The sequence below is a fragment of the Ignavibacteriales bacterium genome (genome assembly GCA_016709765.1).
Taxonomy (GTDB): Bacteria; Bacteroidota; Ignavibacteria; order Ignavibacteriales; family Ignavibacteriaceae; genus IGN3.
The window spans coordinates 176,046-191,174 of record JADJMD010000016.1 but is presented as its reverse complement, the minus strand read 5'-3'; the positions used below and the strand labels follow the sequence as shown (position 1 = coordinate 191,174).

The 15,129-nt window shown below is 32.6% G+C and carries 15 protein-coding genes; 11 read left to right on the top strand and 4 right to left on the bottom strand.

Annotation, left to right across the window (positions count from 1 at the left end; genetic code table 11):
* Nucleotides 1-81: 81 nt before the first annotated feature.
* The 7 genes from rsgA to menE all read left to right on the top strand — a co-directional run bounded on the left by rsgA (nucleotide 82) and on the right by menE (nucleotide 8,219).
* Nucleotides 82-996 carry a ribosome small subunit-dependent GTPase A gene (rsgA, locus tag IPJ23_19450; protein MBK7632810.1) on the top strand — a complete coding sequence of 305 codons (915 nt, stop codon included), beginning with the start codon at nucleotides 82-84 and terminating at the stop codon, nucleotides 994-996.
* A 62-nt stretch (nucleotides 997-1,058) separates the two neighbouring features.
* Nucleotides 1,059-2,462 (top strand): isochorismate synthase, encoded by a 1,404-nt coding sequence (locus IPJ23_19445; protein MBK7632809.1) that lies wholly within the window; start codon nucleotides 1,059-1,061, stop codon nucleotides 2,460-2,462.
* Nucleotides 2,446-4,218 carry a 2-succinyl-5-enolpyruvyl-6-hydroxy-3-cyclohexene-1-carboxylic-acid synthase gene (menD, locus tag IPJ23_19440; GenBank protein ID MBK7632808.1) on the top strand — a complete coding sequence of 591 codons (1,773 nt, stop codon included), beginning with the start codon at nucleotides 2,446-2,448 and terminating at the stop codon, nucleotides 4,216-4,218. The genes IPJ23_19445 and menD overlap by 17 nt, the downstream gene beginning before the upstream one ends.
* Nucleotides 4,215-5,036, top strand: a complete 822-nt coding sequence (gene menH, locus IPJ23_19435; protein ID MBK7632807.1) for a 2-succinyl-6-hydroxy-2,4-cyclohexadiene-1-carboxylate synthase — start codon at nucleotides 4,215-4,217, stop codon at nucleotides 5,034-5,036. The genes menD and menH overlap by 4 nt, the downstream gene beginning before the upstream one ends.
* Before the next feature lie 13 nt (nucleotides 5,037-5,049).
* Complete coding sequence (gene menB, locus IPJ23_19430; protein ID MBK7632806.1) at nucleotides 5,050-5,883, top strand: 1,4-dihydroxy-2-naphthoyl-CoA synthase; 834 nt, start codon at nucleotides 5,050-5,052, stop codon at nucleotides 5,881-5,883.
* On the top strand, nucleotides 5,883-6,779 hold the full coding sequence (locus IPJ23_19425) for a 1,4-dihydroxy-2-naphthoate polyprenyltransferase (protein ID MBK7632805.1): 897 nt from the start codon (nucleotides 5,883-5,885) through the stop codon (nucleotides 6,777-6,779). Before menB ends, IPJ23_19425 begins: the two co-directional genes overlap by 1 nt.
* 24 nt (nucleotides 6,780-6,803) lie before the next feature.
* A complete protein-coding gene (menE, locus tag IPJ23_19420; protein ID MBK7632804.1) occupies nucleotides 6,804-8,219 on the top strand; it encodes an o-succinylbenzoate--CoA ligase in 1,416 nt (471 codons plus the stop codon).
* Here menE and IPJ23_19415 read toward each other — a convergent pair.
* The gene (locus tag IPJ23_19415; GenBank protein MBK7632803.1) at nucleotides 8,216-8,614 is read right to left on the bottom strand and encodes an acyl-CoA thioesterase; all 399 of its coding nucleotides are present in this window, start codon (nucleotides 8,612-8,614) and stop codon (nucleotides 8,216-8,218) included. The two genes, menE and IPJ23_19415, sit on opposite strands and share 4 nt — an antisense overlap.
* Before the next feature lies 1 nt (nucleotide 8,615).
* Nucleotides 8,616-9,557: a hydrogen peroxide-inducible genes activator gene (locus IPJ23_19410; GenBank protein MBK7632802.1), complete on the bottom strand. Its 942-nt coding sequence runs from the start codon at nucleotides 9,555-9,557 to the stop codon at nucleotides 8,616-8,618.
* Nucleotides 9,558-9,733: 176 nt separating this feature from the next.
* Here IPJ23_19410 and IPJ23_19405 point away from each other — a divergent pair, with 176 nt between their 5' ends.
* The 3 genes from IPJ23_19405 (at nucleotide 9,734) to IPJ23_19395 (ending at nucleotide 12,995) form a co-directional block, all read left to right on the top strand.
* Entirely contained in the window at nucleotides 9,734-10,168 is a 435-nt protein-coding gene (locus IPJ23_19405) for a YbaN family protein (protein MBK7632801.1), read from the top strand.
* A gap of 13 nt (nucleotides 10,169-10,181) precedes the next feature.
* Complete coding sequence (gene katG, locus IPJ23_19400) at nucleotides 10,182-12,377, top strand: catalase/peroxidase HPI (protein ID MBK7632800.1); 2,196 nt, start codon at nucleotides 10,182-10,184, stop codon at nucleotides 12,375-12,377.
* A 357-nt stretch (nucleotides 12,378-12,734) separates the two neighbouring features.
* Nucleotides 12,735-12,995: a hypothetical protein gene (locus tag IPJ23_19395; protein MBK7632799.1), complete on the top strand. Its 261-nt coding sequence runs from the start codon at nucleotides 12,735-12,737 to the stop codon at nucleotides 12,993-12,995.
* A 3-nt stretch (nucleotides 12,996-12,998) separates the two neighbouring features.
* Here IPJ23_19395 and IPJ23_19390 read toward each other — a convergent pair whose 3' ends face one another.
* Together IPJ23_19390 and IPJ23_19385 are read right to left on the bottom strand one after the other, a co-directional pair.
* Nucleotides 12,999-13,769: a hypothetical protein gene (locus IPJ23_19390; protein ID MBK7632798.1), complete on the bottom strand. Its 771-nt coding sequence runs from the start codon at nucleotides 13,767-13,769 to the stop codon at nucleotides 12,999-13,001.
* A gap of 7 nt (nucleotides 13,770-13,776) precedes the next feature.
* On the bottom strand, nucleotides 13,777-14,259 hold the full coding sequence (locus tag IPJ23_19385) for a hypothetical protein (protein ID MBK7632797.1): 483 nt from the start codon (nucleotides 14,257-14,259) through the stop codon (nucleotides 13,777-13,779).
* Nucleotides 14,260-14,392: 133 nt separating this feature from the next.
* Between IPJ23_19385 and IPJ23_19380 the strand changes: the two genes are divergently transcribed.
* Nucleotides 14,393-15,118 (top strand): PAS domain S-box protein, encoded by a 726-nt coding sequence (locus IPJ23_19380; GenBank protein ID MBK7632796.1) that lies wholly within the window; start codon nucleotides 14,393-14,395, stop codon nucleotides 15,116-15,118.
* Nucleotides 15,119-15,129 lie beyond the last annotated feature (11 nt).

Genomic DNA, 15,129 nt, shown 5'->3' with positions numbered 1-15,129 from the left:
TTCGATATGGTGCTTTTTTTTATTTAAACGGAGTTAGTTATTCAGGGAATCATTTCAAGATCAGAAAGCAAAGATCTGTATGTGTTTTCAGAAAAAGATCACACACTTATCAGATGCTCTCTGAAGGGAAAATTTAAAAAAGATTTTAATCTTAAAAAGGATAAACTTTTTAATAGGGATTTTGCTGCTGTTGGTGATTCCGTTCTTTATGATGTAAATGATGATGGCACAGGTGTTATTTATGAAATACTTCCACGAAAAAATTTTATATCCCGTAAAGCAATAAAAACACGCGGCGCAAGTTTCCGTGGTGAAAGACTTGAACAGATAATAGCATCAAACCTAGATAATATTTTTGTCGTAACAAGCACATTAGAGCCTGATTTTAATAACAAAACACTTGATAGATTTTTAGTTGCTTGTGAAAGTTCACACATCAAAACAAATATCATCATCAATAAAACTGATCTTGCAGAAGAATCTGCACTTGTTGAATGGGCTAATCTTTACAAAAAAATTGGATACAGAGTTTTTCTTACATCGGCAAAAAATTATTCCGGATTTGTTGATCTTGCAAAATATTTAAAGGGTAAAAAAAATCTTTTTTGGGGACAATCCGGAGTTGGTAAATCATCTTTACTAAATCTTCTCTATCCAGATTTAAATCTCAAAGTTGGCGAGATAAGCAATTACACATCAAAAGGAACTCACACTACGGTTACAAGTGTTATGATTTTTGTGGGTGAGACCACTTATATTATCGATACTCCTGGAGTCCGGGAGATTGATCCGTTTGGAATTAGGAAAGAAGATTTGGGACATTACTTTAAAGAATTTGAAAGCTTTATCAGCAAATGCAGATTTAATACCTGTACTCATCATCACGAACCTGACTGCGGAGTAATAAATGCGTTAGAAAGTGGCGATATTTCGTATGAAAGATATGATAGTTATCTGCGAATTTTAGACACAGTTGAAAAAGATATGAATTTCTAGTCCTCTTTTTATGAACTTTTAAAGTAATAACTTAATTTTGTTATAGAAAACAATAGAGATATATGAGCAACACTTCACAAATAACGGCAAATACTGCAAACGATTTATCTGAAAATCTAAGCGATCCTAATAAAGTTTTTTTTAGTTATGCTGCCAAGATCAGCGCATTAAAGTTTACTTTGCTGCTTGATCATTTTGCCGCAAAAGCAGATGATGTTTTTTATTACTCTGAACCTGATGAGAATATTTCATTTTTGTCGTTTGAAATTCTTAACAAGCAATCTTTTAATTTTGATAATTATGAATTGCTTGCAAGAGAGATATCGATTTTAAAAAGTAAATTGGTTTCAAATCATAGTGAGTTTGATAAGTTTAATCTTCCGATATTCATTACCTCTGCAAAATTTCCTGTTAATAAGAATTCTGATGAGTGGAATGATTTTAACGACATCGATTTTATTGTTCCGAAAATAATTCTATTTCAACATTCTGGAACTTGTTTTATTATCTCAAACTTTTTCTCGGAAAGTTTTTCACATCATGAAAATTTTAGTGAATTTCTTGAACGCGAAACAGAGTTAATTTACAATCTTGAAAATCGCTTGCATGAAAGCAGCAGCGATCGAACAATTCTTAAAGATGTAAATAGTTTAAATGATTTTGAAAACTGGGAAACACAAATTGATTCTGTTGTTAATGAAATAAAACGTGAAGAGATTGAAAAAGTTGTAATTGCTCGCAGGGTTGAAAATGAATTAGACTCAGAAATTAACTGGCAGAAAACAATTACAGAATTGAATGTTAGATATCCATCGTGTACAAATTTTTTATATAAATCAGGAAAATCTATTTTCTTTGGCTCAACACCTGAAATATTAATAAAATATTCCGGCAATACTTTTTTCACTGAGGCTTTGGCTGGATCAATAATGCGAGGTAAAGACCCTGTTCAGGATAAACAATTGGAAGATGAACTTTTAAAAAGCGATAAAAATAATATCGAACATGAAGCAGTAATCGATTACATTAAAAAATCTATTTTTAATTATGTTGATAAAGTTGAAATTGATGAGAATCCCGTTGTTAAAAAATTACCAAACATTCAGCATCTTCAAACATCGGTTACAGGAACATTAAAATCAAAAGATGAAATATTTAAAATTATTTCCTCACTGTTCCCTACTCCAGCAGTTTGCGGTATTCCAAAAGAACAATCCTTAAAAATGATTGAGAAAACTGAAGCATTTGATCGAGGTTTGTTTTCAGGTATTATTGGATGGTTTAATGCAGATAATTATGGAGAATTTTTTGTAACTATTCGTTCAGCATTAGTAAAAGATAACAAACTTTACGCTTATGCCGGCTGTGGAATTGTTGAAGGCTCTGATCCAAAAGAGGAATTTGAAGAGACACAATTAAAATTGAAACCAATACTATCGTTATTCAATAATGCTGATAAAAATTAATCGTAATGGATTTTGGGCAAACATTTTTTTTGATCAGCTAGCTGAGTGCGGTGTTAAACATGCTTGTATCTCCCCAGGTTCAAGAAGCACCCCACTTACTTACGCACTTTCACAAAATAAAAAAATAAAGTCCTACGTCATTATTGATGAAAGAACCTCAGGATTTTTTGCGCTTGGTATTGCAAAAAAAACTAACGCCCCTGTTTTAATAATTACAACATCAGGCACTGCAGCTGCTGAATTATACCCGGCAATAATTGAAGCATATCAAAATAGAGTTCCATTAATTGTTTGCACTGCCGATAGACCGGCTCGCTTACGCAACACAGGGGAAAATCAAACTATTAATCAAGATCATCTTTATCATAATCATGTAAGGTTTTTTTATGATTCCGGGTTACCAAACATCAATTTAAAAAAGATTAAAGGATTAAAAACAGCCGCCATAAAAGCGTTTGATATTTGCAGTTATCAAAATGTTGGACCAGTTCATTTCAACTTTCCATTTGAAAAACCACTTGAACCAAATTCTTTTACTGATGAAATTGAAGAAAATATGTTATTAGAGTCTTTGGCTGATGAGATTAAAGAAATAAACGCAAATAAATCATCGATTATTAATGAGCCATCTCTAAAACTGGTTGTCAGCCTCCTAAAAAAACAAGTTGCCGGATTGATAACAGTTGGTCCTGGAAATTTTAGTGATCAATTTTATGATGAACTTGAAAATTTTTCAATTAAGTTCTCTTTACCCGTTTTTGCCGATGCCTCCAGCAGTTTAAGATTTAGATCTAAATCATTTTCAAATCTTATTTCAAATTATGATGCGCTTTTAAGAGATGAATCTTTTTTTAAAATATTTTCTCCTAAATTTGTTTTACATTTTGGCAGACCACTCACATCTCCAAAATTAGAAGAGTATTTTTCTTTAGTTAAACCTAAGGGATTTACTATTAATAATTTTGCAGATGTTTACGATCCTTCGCCCAAGTTTAGATTACTAAAAAGCAGTAAAGAAGTATTTTTAAATACTCTGATTAATCTTGTTAGCACAAATCAAAATGATTTTTCGAAAGGTCTAAAAAATCTAAAATATTTGGATAGACAAATTGAAAATATCAAATCTAAAATCTTTACAATCTCAAAAAAAATAAATGAAACCGGTGTTCTGTTAAATGTGATTGATTCAATACCGCCGGATTCTAATTTAATGATCGGAAATAGTATTCCAGTTCGTGATCTTGATTTTTTTGCATCCGCGGTAAATAAAAATATTAATGTTTATCAAAACAGAGGTGCAAGCGGGATAGATGGTATTACTTCAACAGCATTAGGAATTTGCGCTAAATCAAAAAATCCCACTTATCTTGTTATAGGTGATTTATCTTTTTATTATGATTTAAATAGTTTATGGATTGCTAAACAATACAATATTCCATTAATCATAATACTAATTAATAATAATGGCGGAGCAATTTTTAGATTTATTCCCATTGTTGAACATAAAAATATTTTTGAAAAATATTTTTTAACACCTGCAAATATTTCTTGTAAAAAACTAACCGAGGCTTTTGAGATTGATTTTAAGGAATTAAAAACACAGCAGGATATTGTTAATCATATAAAAGTTTCATCTGTTAGAAAAAAACCGGTTGTGTTTGAAATTAAAACTAATTCGGAATATTCTCTATCATTAAGAAAAAAATATTGGAAAAAAGTTAATAAGTTTGTAGAAAATTATTCAGAGGAGTTATGAAGATTGATGTTAATGGTGTAAAAATAAATTTAGAACATCTTAAACCAATTGATAAATCAAAAGACTGTATTTTATTTTTACACGGATTTACAGGCTGTGCTGAAGATTGGTTTCCTGTTTTTGAACAAATGCCCGATAAATATAATTACATTGCAATGGATATAGTTGGACACGGAAAAAGTGATGCGCCAGGTGATACAACTAAGTACAATGTGGAATCTTTACTTGAGCAGATCAAATTTATAAAAGAGCATCTTACCAAAGAAAAAATATTTCTTTTGGGATATTCAATGGGCGGAAGGATTGCGCTTAGTTATGCTTCCATTTACCCGGATGATTTAAAAGGAGTAATTCTTGAAAGTTCATCTGCTGGAATTAAAAACGAAGAAGAGCGACAGAAAAGATATGAGGAAGATTTAAAAATTGCCGAGTTTATCGCAACTCATACTCTTGAAGAATTTATTGAGATGTGGCAGGATCAGGAAATATTTAACACTCAAAGAAGATTTTCAAATGATAAGTTGAAAAAAATAAAAAAGAAAAAAGCTTCTGGCAGTAAAATCGGTTATGCAAATTCTCTAAAGGGTTTTAGCACAGGGATTATGCCCTCGGTTCATGATAAATTGAAAAAGATGCCACTTAAAGTTTTACTTATAACCGGAGATCTTGATAGCAAGTTTACCGGAATAAATGCGAGACTTGCTAAAAGATTTTTTAAAGCAAAACATAAAATTGTTCGTAACTCCGGACACAATACTCATCTTGAAGATTCTAAAAGATTTATTGAAATAGTTTTAAATTATTTAGGACAATTTTAATCAAGGATTTATTATGACGATTAAATGGAAAAAAGCAAAAGACTACAAAGACATCATTTACGAAAAGATGGATGGCATTTCGAAAATAACAATTAACAGACCAGAAAAAAGAAATGCTTTTAGACCAGAAACCGTATTTGAAATGTATGATGCGTTTTCTGATGCACGTGAAGATCAATCCATTGGCGTAATTCTATTTACAGGCTATGGCCCAGCAAAGGATGGTAAGTACGCTTTCTGCTCCGGCGGTGATCAAAGTATTCGCGGCGATATGGGTTATGTGGGAAAGGATGGAGTACCAAGATTAAACGTATTAGATCTTCAGAAATTGATTCGCAGTATTCCAAAAGTTGTTATCGCTCTTGTTGCTGGATACGCGATTGGCGGTGGCCATGTACTTCATGTTATTTGCGATTTAACTATTGCCGCTGATAACGCAATCTTCGGACAAACGGGACCAAAAGTCGGAAGCTTTGATGGCGGATTCGGTTCAAGTTATCTTGCAAGAATGGTTGGACAGAAGAAGGCAAGAGAAATTTGGTACTTGTGCAAACAATATAGTGCACAAGAGGCTTTGCAAATGGGACTTGTAAACAAAGTAGTACCTATTGAGAAACTTGAAGTAGAAGGTATTCAATGGGCTAATGAAATTTTGCAGCATAGTCCAATGGCAATTCGCGTTTTAAAATCTGCGTTTAATGCTGAACTTGATGGACAAGCAGGAATTCAGGAACTTGCTGGTAACGCAACTCTACTTTATTATATGAGTGAAGAAGCACAGGAAGGTAAAAAAGCTTATAACGAAAAACGTAAACCTAATTTTAAAAAGTTCCCCAAACTTCCGTAATGAATAAAGAGAAAAGAAATATTTCAAAACTTCAAAGTTGGATATTAGCAAGCAGACCTCGAACACTTCCAGCAGCCTTAGTTCCCGTTATGGTCGGTTCAGCTTTAGCTGTTTATCATGGTATCTTTTTTCCAGCTTACTCAATTATTGCGATTCTATGTTCACTGTTAATCCAGATCGGTACAAACTTTACAAATGATTTATATGATTATTTAAAGGGTACTGATACTAAAGAAAGAAAAGGTCCACTCAGAGTTTTAGCATCAGGATTAATAACTGTTAAAGAAATGAAATGGGGAATTTTTTTAATTTTCCTTCTCGCCTTTTTACTTGGATTGTACCTTGTTTATTTTGTCGGGTTAATGATTTTATGGATAGGGATCTTTTCAATTGTTGCAGGATTAGCATACACGGCAGGACCATTTCCTTTGGCTTACAATGGACTTGGAGATTTATTTGTTTTTATCTTTTTTGGAATTGTGGGAACAGTTGGGACTTACTATTTACATGCACAACAATTTACTTCACTTGCATTTCTAATTTCACTTCCAGTTGGTGCCTTGATAACCAATATCTTGATAGTAAACAATTATCGTGATATTGAAGAAGACAGAACAGCTGGCAAAAACACACTTGCAGTTTTACTCGGAAAAGAATTTTCCAGATTTGAATATGTATTTTTTATCCTAATTTCTTTCTTCGTTCCATTTCTGCTCCACTTTAAATATAATTTTAACTTGTGGATATTTCTTCCATACATAACGTTACCTCTTGCAATTTCGCTTGTAAAAATGATTTATGCCTTAACGGGTACTCAGCTAAACAAAACACTAGAACTCTCAGCAAAGTTTTCCGCATTGTATGGTTTGCTTCTCTCAGTCGGAATTATTTTATAATAATCTTATAGATAATTTTATAAGATGAATTCAAAATCCATAGATAGCCTTTTTAATTTTTCTAGTAGAAAAGATTTAACAGCAATTATTAAATCAGATAAATCAATTTCGTATCAAAAGCTTTTCGCCAATTCAAATAAAATTGCTCACTCATTTTTAAGTTCAGGGATTAAAAAAAATAATTATATCCCTATATGTATTGAAGATCAGCTTAAGTTTATAGAAACCACAATTGCAATCTGGAATTTGGGTGCTATACCTGTTCCCATTAATACTAAACTACTTGATGATGAAATTTCCTCCCTAATTAAAGATTATAATTTTAGGTTTTTAATAACTGATAAAGATTTATCAATTAATCTCTTGCAAAAAGATTTAGAGTTAATTGAGTTAAATAAAATTTCAATCTCCAATTCCGCAGTAACTCCATTTTCACATCCAGATTTAAATAGTGAAGCAGTTGTTGTCTTTACTTCAGGTTCATCAAGTAGGCCAAAAGGAGTTGTTCATACTTTTTCTTCCCTAATTAATAGTATTGAAAATGGAAATCAGATATTACTGCATCAAGAAAAAGATCGATGGTTAGCTTCGCTTCCCTTTTATCACATTGGTGGATTTCAAATTATTTGCCGCTCACTTTTTTACGGTTGTTCAATTGCAATCTCTGAAACTTTGAAAACATATGATTTAGTTACAGCAATCACAAAATTAAACCCTACTCATATTTCTCTTGTTTCCGCACAACTATTGAAATTTATTCATCTGGAACTAAGAGCTAATCAGTCTTTACAGGTTACACTTGTAGGTGGTGGGTTTATTGAAGATAATTTAATTATTGAGGCAAATAATCTTGGCTGGAAACCTGTTCGTGTTTACGGTTCATCGGAAACTGCTTCGATGATCACAGCAATCTCAGCTGATGAAATAAAAACTAAACCGCATTCCGTTGGAAAGTCTTTAAATAATGTTGAGATTAATATTTCAAATGAATCTGAAATACTTATCAAATCAAATTCTTTGTTTAAACAATATCTTGATGACGAAAAAGAAACTGATGCTAATTTAGTTAATGGTTTTTATCACTCAGGTGATTTAGGTTATGTTGATGAGGAAGGTTATTTGTTTATTGAAGCACGAAGAAATGATTTAATAGTTACAGGTGGAGAAAATGTGAATTCCATTGAAGTTGAAAAAGCTATTCTTCGAATTGAAGGCATTAGAGATACATGTGTGTTTTCTAAACAGGATAAAACTTGGGGACAAATTATCGCTTGTGCTTTAGTTATTGATGATTCAGAACTTGAAGAAAATATTATAAAGGAAAAATTAAGACAAAAATTAGCAGGTTTTAAAATTCCCAAACAGTTTTACTTTACTGATAAATTACCCCGAACAAGTTTGGGAAAATTAGAAAGAGAAAAAATCAGAAAGATGTTTTAATTGTTATGTTTCTTCAATCCCTCTGTTAAGTCTTTAAACATCTCTTGTTTCTTCCAACTTTTTTTATCTACAAAAACGTGAACAGTTTTTGCATGGCAGCATAAAATTTTTTCTTTTTTTATCACATAAGTAAGTTCAAACGAAGAATTTTTAAGTTGTGAAACTTGAACATTGATTGAAATTTCATCACCAAATTTAATTGGTTTAACATACTCGCTTTCAGAATGAATAATTGGGACAACATAATCCTCATTCATCCAATAATTTTCTTTTAAATCAAAGCTGGAAATCATCTGCTCATAAGCAGAATGACAAAACTCAAAAATTCTAGAGTAAAAAATTATTCCTGCTGGATCGCAGTCAAAAAAATTTATTTTTCTTTTTATTGTAAACATATTAATGAATTATCAACCCTTCTTTTTTATCAGTTAGTTCTCTTGGAACGACGTTCAGAATTTCTTTTTTCAAAGCTTGGACTAAATGTTTTTTAATAAATGTTTTTCCATAAACCAGTCCGATTTCTCTTTTAGGAACTGGAGGATTAAACTCACGAACCAGATTTAATTGAGAATCATCTTTCATAAACTTTACAGATAAATAAGGAAGTAAAGTGACTCCAAAATTTTGCTGGACCAAATTTATTAATGTGTCCAGACTTCCAAACTCAAATAAAATTTTATTGTGGTCATCTCGCCATTCTTTTTCAGATGTTCTACAGACTTTCAGTGTTTGTTCGCGCAAGCAATGCCCTTCTTTTAAAAGTAATAAATCATTTACATAAATATCATCAACACTTATTTTTTCTTTAGTAAATAATTTGTGTTTTTCAGGAATGAAAGCGACAAATGGTTCATAGTAAAGTGATTCTTCAACAATTCCGGAATCATTTATCGGTAAAGCAAGTATTCCAAAATCTAAAGTTGATTTATGAATTCCAGAAACAATTTCATTTGTTGTAAGTTCATCAAATATCAATTCTACTTTTGGATAATTGTCTAAAAATGATTGTAAAAATAGTGGAAGTAAAAATGGGGCAATAGTTGGGATTATTCCAACTCTTAAAATTCCACTAAACTCACCTTTTACATTCTCAATAATATTTTGAAAACGATCTCGTTCTTCAATTATTATTTTTGCTTGTCTGATAAGTTTTTCACCAACATCGGTAGCAGAAATTGGGTTTTTACTTCTATCAAAAATAGCAACACCAAGCTCCTCTTCCAGCTTCTGAATCTGCATACTTAAAGTTGGCTGCGTTACAAAACAGTGATTTGCAGCCACAGAAAAACTTTTGTAATTATTAACCGCTATTATGTATTCTAATTGTGTAATCGTCATATATTTTCTGTGTAAAATTAACAAATCTTTAACTTAAAATTGTGGAATTTTCGCTAAAATGGTTGTTATAAATCTTATCTATAATAGTATAGAGATAATCAATTTGATATTAACGGATTATAATTTCATATTATATCTTAGTAATAAATTCAACTTAATTTTAATACTGCTTAGTTATGAAAGAACAAACAATCCCCATTTCGCCATTTGTAAAATATTTCTATCTATTAAGTGGATTTGTTCTTGTTGCAATCGGCGTAATTGGAATTTTTCTACCGCTTTTACCCACAACTATTTTTCTGATTCTAGCCTCAATTTGTTTTCTAAAAAGCTCACCAAAAGCAAATGAGTGGTTAAGAAATCATAAAATACTTGGCGGATATATTGATAATTATCAAAATAAAACGGGACTAACTCGTAATGCAAAAATTGTAAACATAATTACACTTTGGACATCAATTTTTTTATCAGCCTTTCTACTTACAAATGAACTTTATATCAAATTAATTTTATTTGCAATTGCAATAGGAGTTACAATTCATCTTTTAATGATTAAGACAAAACGATTAGAGATCAAAGAAAATTTTAATACAAATAAATTATATAACTAAATGGAGAACTAATATGAGTGATGAAAGTAAATGTCCTGTACCGCACGGGGCTCACAACCATACCACTGGCAAAGGCACATCGAACAGAGATTGGTGGCCCAATCAGTTGAACCTTGGCATCCTTCACCAACATGCACCGGCTTCCAACCCGATGGATCCGGATTTCGATTATGCTAAAGAATTTAAGAAACTTGATATGAAAGCACTGAAGAAAGATCTTTATGCTCTGATGACTGAGTCGCAAGATTGGTGGCCTGCTGACTGGGGTCATTATGGGAGTTTGTTTATTCGTATGGCATGGCACAGTGCCGGAACTTACCGAACTGCTGATGGTCGCGGTGGAGGCGGAACAGGTAATCAACGTTTTGCTCCTATAAACAGTTGGCCTGACAATGGCAACCTTGATAAAGCACGCCGTCTGCTCTGGCCTATCAAACAAAAATATGGAAACAAAATTTCCTGGGCTGACCTTTTTATCTTAGCCGGCAACAGCGCATTAGAATCGATGGGCTTCAAGACATTTGGTTTCGGAGGTGGACGCGCTGACATCTATCAGCCAGAAGAAGACATCTACTGGGGCAACGAAGATACATGGCTGGGAGATAAACGTTATAGTGGTGAACGCGAGCTCGAGAATCCTTTAGCCGCTGTACAGATGGGACTAATCTATGTAAATCCCGAAGGTCCGAATGGCAATCCAGATCCAGTAGCTTCAGGTCGTGATGTGCGCGAAACATTTGCACGTATGGCTATGAATGATGAAGAAACCGTAGCTCTAACTGCTGGTGGACACACATTTGGTAAAATGCATGGCGCAGGTGATCCAAAGTTAGTTGGTCCCGAACCAGAAGCTGCACCTATAGAAGAACAGGGTTTAGGCTGGATCAATAAATTTGGAACTGGTAAAGCTCAGCATGCAACTACAAGCGGATTAGAAGGTGCGTGGAAGCCAAATCCAACAAAATGGGATATGGGATATTTTGATATGCTTTTTGGTTACGAGTGGGAAAAGGTTAAAAGCCCGGCTGGTGCATGGCAGTGGCAAGCTAAGAACGTTAAACCAGAACATATGATACCGGATGCTCACGATCCATCCAAGAAGCATCCACCTACGATGACAACCGCAGATTTATCTTTACGCTTCGATCCAATTTACGAACCTATTTCACGAAGATTCCACAAGGATCCAAAAGCATTTGCTGATGCATTTGCAAGAGCATGGTTTAAACTGACTCACCGTGATATGGGACCAAAAGCTCGTTATCTCGGACCAGAAGTTCCAAAGGCAGACCTGATATGGCAGGACCCAGTTCCAGCAGTTAATCATAAGCTTATTAATAAAAAGGATATTGCAGGACTCAAAACTAAAATCGTTGATTCAGGACTCTCAGTATCAGAACTGGTTTCTACTGCGTGGGCTTCTGCATCTACTTTTCGTGGTTCGGATATGCGTGGTGGAGCTAACGGTGCGCGTATTCGTTTAGAACCACAAAAGGACTGGGAAGTAAACCAACCAGCACAACTTGAAAAGGTACTGAAAAAACTTAAAAGCATTCAGAAAGATTTTAACAATTCACAAAAGGATGGCAAAAAAGTTTCTCTGGCTGATCTAATCGTTCTGGGTGGATGTGCTGGTGTTGAAGCAGCAGCTAAAGATGCCGGTTACAAGATTGAAGTTCCGTTTACTCCGGGACGTATGGATGCATCACAAGCTCAGACCGATGTAGAATCATTCAGTGTAATGGAACCCGAGGCTGATGGTTTCCGTAATTATCAAAAGAAAGCTTACACAGTTTCAGCAGAGGAAATGCTGATAGACAAAGCACAGCTACTTACTTTAAGTGCACCGGAGATGACAGTGCTCGTTGGTGGTTTGCGTGTACTTAGTGCAAACCATGATCAATCAAAACATGGTGTGTTTACAGATCAGGTTGGAAAACTAACTAACGACTTCTTTGTCAACTTGCTTGATATGGGCACCAAGTGGAAACCAATATCTGATACCGGAGATACTTTTGAAGGATGCGATCGTAAGACAAACCAACTCAAGTGGACGGGAACCCGTGTTGATTTGATTTTCGGTTCAAACTCACAGCTCCGTGCACTTGCAGAAGTCTATGCACAGGATGATGCAAAAGAAAAGTTTGTGCATGACTTTGTTACCGCCTGGAACAAAGTTATGAACCTTGACCGTTTCGACTTGAAGTAAGCTATGCGCTATGTTAAGATAATCAGAAATTAATTCTGTTATTACAAATTAAGGACTCGCAAGAGTCCTTTTTTATAAAGGAAAACTAATGGATCTAAAAAGTATATTTTGGTTATATTTTATTTCCATTGAATTTGATTTACGTCGAGCTTAAGTTTTACTAGTTCTTAAAAAACTAAATCTCAAATGATATGTTTTAAGTTAACTATTATTTGCATCTTTATCTTTCAGTGCAAATGTTTTTCTCAAGAAAATCTTAACGATATTTCCATTAAAGATTCCACTTCGTTTTTTAATCCCATAATCAAAAATGATTTACAATTTAAAAAATTTTTCCGCATTGATGTAAAGAAACGAATGGGACTGGATATTTTATTTGGATTAAATTTTTATTCAAAATCTATTAATGATTCCGCACTTTTTTTACAGCCATATAATTTAGATCTAAAAGATTATTCCAAAGAAAAACTCGAATCCTTTAAAGAATCATTTAGTTTGTTAATGGAATTAGCAAAGAAAGATCGGAATAAATATGATTTGGGTATTGTTACAAAGTATTTAGGAATTTCGCAGAAAGTTATGGCAATTATATTAGCAATATTATCAATTGCAAAATAAAAATCATATCAATCTCAAATCACTCAAAAAAGGTAATTTCTTTCGCACTTCATTCACATAAACTTTATCAATTTCTGCTTCGATAATCATCTCATCATTTTCAAAAGCAGCAATTTCTTTTCCCATAGGATCAAACACAGAACTAAATCCATTGTAATGTAATTTTGGATCACTGCCAACACGATTTATTCCTGCAACATAACATTGATTTTCAATTGCACGAGCTTTTAATAGGGCACGCCAATGTTCGATTCTCGTATCAGGCCAATTTGCAATATCAACTATTAAATGAACTTTTTCTTTTGCGTAAAAACGATACAACTCAGGGAAACGTAAATCATAACAAATAGAAAGTCCAATGTTAAATCCTTTAACTCTTGCAGTTGTTATTTTTTTTCCTTTTCCATAAAAAATATGTTCTTTTGAATATGAAAATGGATGAATTTTTCGGTACTTAGAAATTATTTTTCCTTGATTATTTAAGTGTACAAGAGTATTAAAATTTTTCCTCTTCCCTTTTTCAATCAAACCATACATAACAGCACAATTTTTTTCTTTTGCAAGTGATGAAAAGAAAAGATAGCTCGCACCCATTAAATCTTCTGTATATTTATCTGATTTCATTGTAAAACCGGTAAGACTCATCTCGGGGAAAATTAATAAATCAATTTTTGAAACATCGTTAACCAAGGTTTTTATTTTTTCAATACTTTCGGCTTTATCTTCCCAAACGGGAGAGTACTGAACCAATCCTATTTTTATTTTATTCTTCATAAAATTTTTACCTTAAAATTAAAAGCGTAACTGCTATTAAAACTCCAACAATAGCCTGAAAAACAATTTCGTATTTTGTTAAATCACCTTTTAAGAACCCAAGTGGGGTCCATTTCATCCAAGTCCATTTTAGCGGAAGTTTTTCTTTAAGGAACAAATAATAAAACACATCCTGCAAACCGAATTCTTTCATTACCCAACCAGCAAGTGCAGCTATCCAATCGAACTGAATTCCAATCAATATGAGTAAAAGAGCATCATACATAAACTGGTTTATTCTGTAAGAGTGAATTATTATTTTTTCAGGTAATTGATTTGTTCTCCTGATTAATGAAAAATGATAACCAAGTATATCAAACAAATTGCTTAACAAAACAAAAAGTAATGCAGCTGCTTCGAAGTAGAAAAAAGATATTGCGCCAAACAAAACACATAAAATTGCGTTCAGCCAGACTAATTTGTACTTAAATACATTTCTGATTTCAAACATATATTAAAATAGATATTCCATTCTGAAACAAAAAATAGTAAAATGTTGTGATAGTCTTCTATTTTTATGTCATTAAATAGTTAAGGAATACTTATTTTAACGCAACAATTATTAAAAAAAATTATTATCCCCAATGAACGAAAATATAACATTTGATTTCTCTTTATTTGACGGTTTTCCTGATATGTGTTTTCTACTGAATGCAAATGGGGACATAAAATTTTTAAACAAATCATCAAGAAATCATTTAGATCTTAATATCAATAAACCAGAAATATTTTTTGATTATGTAGAACTTTGTGATAGAAGTAAAACAGAATTACTATTTAAAGACTCGTTTTCAACAGGTATTTCATCAGAAATTGAAACAAGACTTTTTATTAACAAAAACTTTGTTAACGTTAATCTAGTTTTTGTTCCTTTTGCCAGTAATGGATTTAACGAAAAACTCATCTTTGTTACAGCAAGAGATATCAGCGAAGAAAAGAAAAAAGAAATCGATTTAATAAGATTTTTTAATGTTGCTGAGAATACTGTTAATCCATTACAGATTACTGATCTTAATGGTAAAATGATTTATGTAAATAGAGCGTTTGAGATTTCAAGTGGATATTCTAAAGAAGAACTGCTTGGTAAAAATCCTAAAATATTTGGCAGCGGAAAAAATTCTTCAAAATTTTGGGATAAAATGTGGGATACAATTTCCAGTGGAAAAGTTTGGGTAGGCGAGATTGAAAATCTTAGAAAAAATGGCGAATCTTTTTTTACTCAACTTTTAATCTCGCCTATATTAGATAAAGAAGGAAAGGTTACCGGCTATTTTGGGATACATCGCGATCTAACAGAAAAAGGACTTTAGAAAGACAACTC